2 protein-coding genes are annotated in these 2,760 nt (G+C 70.7%); both read left to right on the plus strand.

Translation table 11 applies throughout. The features are described 5' to 3' along the window. The coding region (locus AB0O00_RS28755) for a glycosyl hydrolase (protein WP_363656628.1) at window positions 1–2,385 on the plus strand (2,385 nt) is incomplete at its 5' end. 95 nt (window positions 2,386–2,480) lie between these two features. Beyond that, a partial coding sequence (locus tag AB0O00_RS28760; RefSeq protein ID WP_363656630.1) for a hypothetical protein occupies window positions 2,481–2,760 on the plus strand: 280 nt, incomplete at its 3' end.

Raw genomic sequence — 2,760 nt, forward strand, 5'->3', positions numbered from 1 at the left:
GCGCAGCTGAAGTCGCTGCCGCACGTCGGCGGCCGCTGGGAGCACGTGACGAGCAGGCCGTACAACGCGGACGACCCGCGCTACCGGGACGTCAACTCCAACTCCAGCGGCGGCGCGGGCTTCGTGACCGGCCGCATCACCGGCATCGCGGCCGACGACGACGGGTACGTGTACGCGGGCGGCGCGAACGGCGGCGTGTTCCGCTCGCGGACCGGTGGCGGGCAGTGGCAGTCGATCTCGGAGAAGCTGCCGTCGCTCTCCACCGGCGCACTGAACCTGGACGGCTCCGGGCGGCTCTGGTACGCGACCGGCGAGTCGAACACGGGCGCGGTGTCGTACGTCGGCACGGGCGTGTACGTACTGGCGGACCCGAAGCACGGCAAGTTCCAGCCCGGGAACCGGGTCGGCGGTGCGGAGTTGGAGTCCACCACCATCCACGCGCTGCGCTTCGGCGGGGACAAGGTGTGGGCGGCGACCAGCCGGGGTGTGTGGAGCCACTCGACGACGAACCTCTCGGGCCCGTGGACGCTGGAGTTCGCGCCCAACCCCGAGTACCTGCCGGGTGGTTCGAAGGCGGGCGACCCGAGTGCGCCGTACAAGAACATCGCCAACGACGTCGCGATCGACCCGAAGGACCCGTCGAAGGTGATCCTCGCGATCGGCTGGCGGGGCGGCGACACGTACAACGGCTTCTACAGCAAGGCCGCGGACGGCAGTTGGCAGCGCGTCGCGTCGCTGGGCGACCTGCCGACGGACGCGGCGAACGTCGGCAACGTGACCTTCGCGCGCTCGGCGGACGGCTCGCGCTACTACGCGATCGACCAGTCGCCGGACCTCACCGCGCACAACCCGGACTCCGGGCTGAAGGGCATCTACGTCTCCAAGTCCGGCTCCCCGTCCGGTCCTTGGACGCTGATCGCGGACAAGGACAAGATCAAGAACTCGGGCTCGGCGCTGCAGGGCGCCGGGTACCAGCCGGGCATCCAGTCCTGGTACAACCAGTTCCTCCAGGTCGACCCGGCCAACCCCGACCACGTCTACGCGGGTCTGGAGGAGGTGCTGGAGACCAAGAACGGCGGCGCCACCTGGATCGTCCCCGGCCCCTACTGGAACTTCCCGTTCCCCTGCTGGAGCATCGACCCGGCCAAGCAGACCGGCGACTGCTCGCCGACCACCCACTCCGACCAGCACGCCGTCGCCATCGGCACGTACCGGGGCAAGACCAGCGTGTACGTCGGCAACGACGGCGGCATCTACTCCCGCCCGGTCAACGGCGCCGTCGACTCCGGCGGGCACGCCAAGGACTGGAAGTCCCTCGCCGACGGCACGATCGACACCCTGCAGTACTACTCGGTGGGCGTCGGGAAGGACCTGGCGGACCGGTCCGGGCGGGGCGTCAGCGTCAGCGGCGGCCTGCAGGACAACGGGGAATCGATCCTGCGTGCCCGCGACCGCGTCATGGGCTCCAACTTCGGCGGCGACGGCGGGGACACGCTGGTCGACCCGAACAACGGGTGCAACATCGCCGAGGAATACGTCTACATGGACGTGTGGGTCACCCAGAACTGCGCCGTCAACGACGGCTCGGGCAACAGCGACCCGAGCAAGGCCACGTCCTACGAGGTCGCCCCGCCCGACAAGGACACCAGCTCCGCCCGCTTCATCGCGCCGCTCGCCGCCGACCCGAAGGACGCCGACACCTGGATCGCCGGCGGCCGGCACATCTGGGTGCAGCACAAGGGCTACGCGATCCGCAGCCGCAGCGAGTGGACGTCCGCGTACGACCTCGGCGCCGGGCACTTCGCCACCGCCGTCTCGACCGTCAACGGCACCGTGTACGCTGGCTGGTGCGGCCCCTGCAACAACCAGGGCTTCACCCGCGGCATCGCGGTCGGCAAGACCGACGGCACCGGCTGGCACCAGCTGAACCTGCCGGTGGACGGCACCCTGCCGAACCGCTACGTGTCCTCGTTCGCCGTGGACGAGAACGACGCGCAGCACGTGTTCGTGGCCTTCAACGGCTTCTCGCGGTCCTGGACCGAGGGGCCGGGGGCGGGCGTCGGGCACGTCTTCGAGTCCCGGGACGGCGGCGCGACCTGGACGGACGTCTCGGCCAACCTGCCCGACGTGCCCGCGACCTCGGTGAAGATCCTGCCGGACGGCGGGCTCGCGCTCGGCACCGACCTCGCCGCCTTCTACCGGGCGCCGGGCGCCAAGGACTGGGCGGTCCTCGGGCGCAACCTGCCCACGACGTCCGTGCAGCAGCTCAAGACCGGCCCGGACGGCAAGCTGTACGCGGCCACCTTCGGGCGCGGCATCTGGGCGATCGACCTGCGGCGCTCCGACTACGGCGACGTGGCCGGGGACGGGGACCAGCAGGACTGATCCTGTCGCCCGTTTCGGTGCCCGGTCCGCTGCGCGTCGGCGGGCCGGGCACCGGCGTCGCGGGAACCGGTTCGGCGGGTGCTCCGTCCAAGGCGGTGACTTTCGACGATGAGGAGACTCCGTCCCGTGAAGCGACCCGCTGCCGTCCTTGCCGCCGGTACGACCCTGCTCCTCGCGCTGGCTGCCGCCGCCTGCACGTCCACGGGCGCGCCGGTGGGGCCTTCGCCGACTTCGTCTTCTTCGCCGGTTTCGCCCAGTTCATCTGCTTCGCCCAGCTCACCTGCTTCGCCCAGCTCACCTGCTTCGCCCAGCTCACCTGCTTCGCCCAGCTCACCTGCTTCGCCCAGCTCACCTGCTTCGCCCAGCTCACCTGCT

The sequence above is a fragment of the Kitasatospora sp. NPDC093558 genome (assembly GCF_040683475.1).
GTDB lineage: Bacteria > Actinomycetota > Actinomycetes > Streptomycetales > Streptomycetaceae > Kitasatospora.